The sequence below is a fragment of the Williamwhitmania sp. genome, assembly GCA_035529935.1.
Taxonomy (GTDB): domain Bacteria; phylum Bacteroidota; class Bacteroidia; order Bacteroidales; family Williamwhitmaniaceae; genus Williamwhitmania.
Genome location: DATKVT010000222.1, coordinates 1 through 2004, shown reverse-complemented (window position 1 = coordinate 2004; position 2004 = coordinate 1). Strand labels below are relative to the sequence as shown.

The 2004-nt window shown below is 38.8% G+C and carries 3 protein-coding genes and 7 tRNA genes; all 10 read right to left on the bottom strand.

Going from position 1 to position 2004, the window contains the following annotated elements; translation table 11 throughout:
• Nucleotides 1-110: 110 nt before the first annotated feature.
• Nucleotides 111-188: transfer RNA gene (locus VMW01_16845), tRNA-Pro, on the bottom strand.
• A 5-nt stretch (nt 189-193) separates the two neighbouring features.
• Nucleotides 194-270: transfer RNA gene (locus VMW01_16840), tRNA-Pro, on the bottom strand.
• Nucleotides 271-279: 9 nt separating this feature from the next.
• A tRNA-Pro gene (locus tag VMW01_16835) sits at nt 280-375 on the bottom strand.
• 6 nt (nt 376-381) lie between these two features.
• Nucleotides 382-467, bottom strand: a tRNA-Glu gene (locus tag VMW01_16830).
• A 7-nt stretch (nt 468-474) separates the two neighbouring features.
• A tRNA-Glu gene (locus VMW01_16825) sits at nt 475-562 on the bottom strand.
• 295 nt (nt 563-857) lie between these two features.
• Nucleotides 858-943 (bottom strand) — tRNA-Ile (locus VMW01_16820).
• Between the two features lie 28 nt (nt 944-971).
• Complete coding sequence (locus VMW01_16815; protein ID HUW07909.1) at nt 972-1244, bottom strand: hypothetical protein; 273 nt, start codon at nt 1242-1244, stop codon at nt 972-974.
• Complete coding sequence (locus VMW01_16810; protein HUW07908.1) at nt 1241-1588, bottom strand: hypothetical protein; 348 nt, start codon at nt 1586-1588, stop codon at nt 1241-1243. The genes VMW01_16815 and VMW01_16810 overlap by 4 nt, the downstream gene beginning before the upstream one ends.
• A gap of 16 nt (nt 1589-1604) precedes the next feature.
• Nucleotides 1605-1680: transfer RNA gene (locus tag VMW01_16805), tRNA-Ile, on the bottom strand.
• A gap of 10 nt (nt 1681-1690) precedes the next feature.
• Nucleotides 1691-2004, bottom strand: a 314-nt coding sequence (locus tag VMW01_16800; GenBank protein ID HUW07907.1) for a hypothetical protein, incomplete at its 5' end; no start/stop codon positions are given.

The following is a 2004-nucleotide window of genomic DNA, read 5'->3' as shown; positions in this document are numbered from 1 at the left end:
AAAAATGACATTCAACTTCCACAATTTCTGTTTTATCTGACATTTTAATCCTCCCGTTTATTACTTATTCTTTGAGACGGTCGGATTACCCTTTTTCGAACTATTGAAAGTCGGAGAGGAGGGATTCGAACCCCCGAAATTTCTGCGTCCCAAACGCAGCGCCTTAAACCAGACTAGGCTACTCTCCGTAAATTGGTCAGCGTGACAGGCTACGACCCTGCGACCTCTTGGCCCCCAGCCAAGCGTTCTACCAGACTGAACTACACGCTGTAAAACAAGTCAGGGTGATGGGATTCGAACCCATGAGCCCCATTCGCATAATGAAGCTATTCGGTTCCAAGCCGAACGAGGATAGCCAGACTCCTCCACACCCTGTAAAATTGGTACGCCTGACAGGAATCGAACCCGCATAAACTTCTCGTCTTTTGGCTGAGAACCAAAGATGTTAACCATTACACCACAGGCGCATAAAATTGGTAGCCCTGACGGGGATCGAACCCGCATAACCTTCTCGGTCTCCAGCTTGAAGGGCTGGGATGTTAGCCAGTTACACCACAGGGCCATTTATATTCTGTATATTCAGTTTTCAAAAGAACAAATAAAATTGTTGTAGTCTGTTAAAACAAAAAGCCCCTCAATCTTTCGACTGAGGGGCGTAAGCCAATCTAGACTAAGCTAGAGTACACCCCTCCTGTCTGGTTCGGGTTCCTCTGTTGGCTCTACGCTTACGAATATGTTTATGTAGTTTGTCATTTCAATTTCCTATTAAATTATCTACCGTTATAGTAGCAGCTATTTTACCTTTTGTCAATACTTTTCTTAATACTTTTCATAATACTTTTCCAAATAACTAAAATTGGTGGTACTGGTTGGATTTGAACCAACGTGAACCAAATGGCCTCAATCTTATCAGGATTGCGCTCTACCCCTGAGCTACAGTACCGTTTCTATATCAACTCATATGTTTTAGGTCAGTTATGACTCTTGTAGTATCCATTACTAACCCCTTCTAGAACTTTCCAGACAGCATTATGTATTTCATCTTCTTGTTCTGCTGTCAAAGTTATTTCGAATTCCTTTAGTCTTTTTTCTACTAATTCGTTAACCTCAACCGTCAAATTACTTACTTGATCCATCCAAAAGTAATTACCCATACCTTTGCATTTTGGACATCCGAACATATCGACAAAACCTTCGTAGTTACAATCGGGACAACCTTGTTTGATTATATTTTCGTTATTCATTTTATTTTATCTCCGTCCTTTACGTCTGTATCGTCAATTTTCTGAAATGGAACAAACAAGTCGAATTTATTGTCATCAGATATATGATTGATGCTCTCACTAAAAACATGTCCAAGTTTATATCTCATATACCAGAAGCAATTTCCTTTTGCGTCCCATTTAGCTATGTCTGCATTTCTACAAACTCCGAAATAATATGCGCCATCAACCAGATCGTCTTTTTTGAGGACTCCTAGCTTGTAGTAATCGTCAACATCAAAATTCTGTTTAGGAGAGAGTCGAAGATCTGCGTCCCAGAATTTCTGAAAAAACTGATCTCCATAGTTGTCATCATAATATTTCATGTTACTTACCTCTAATTGGTAGGCGTGGGTAGAGTTGAACTACCGTTTCTTGCATATCAGGCAAAATTCTTGAACCGTTAGAAGACACGCCCATTAAAATGTTTATATTTCTTCTACCTCATGCTTATACTTTTTAGCTAGTCGCAAAAACTCAGCTTTATCTTTAACTTCTTGCACTTCCTTTAGTTTCTTATTTTCTTCTCTCTTTTTTGCTTTTGCTTTTTTGTTCTTTTCTATTCTATATTCCATTTCTTTATGAGTTTCTTTTCTCCAAGCAAAAACGGTGAAAGTAGTGTAACGCTCATTGTAGTAACCATTTTCGGTTTCTTCTTCCATCATGAAATCGAAATAATTAGGGTGACTTTCTTTTACCGCTAACAATTTTGCAATAATGTCATCCAAATTTCCTTCAAAAT

What these genes read in the sequence shown, in the direction of transcription:
- VMW01_16815 (HUW07909.1), bottom strand. Translation starts at nt 1,244, where the DNA reads ATGAATAACGAAAATATAATCAAACAAGGTTGTCCCGATTGTAACTAC.
- VMW01_16810 (HUW07908.1), bottom strand. Translation starts at nt 1,588, where the DNA reads ATGAAATATTATGATGACAACTATGGAGATCAGTTTTTTCAGAAATTC.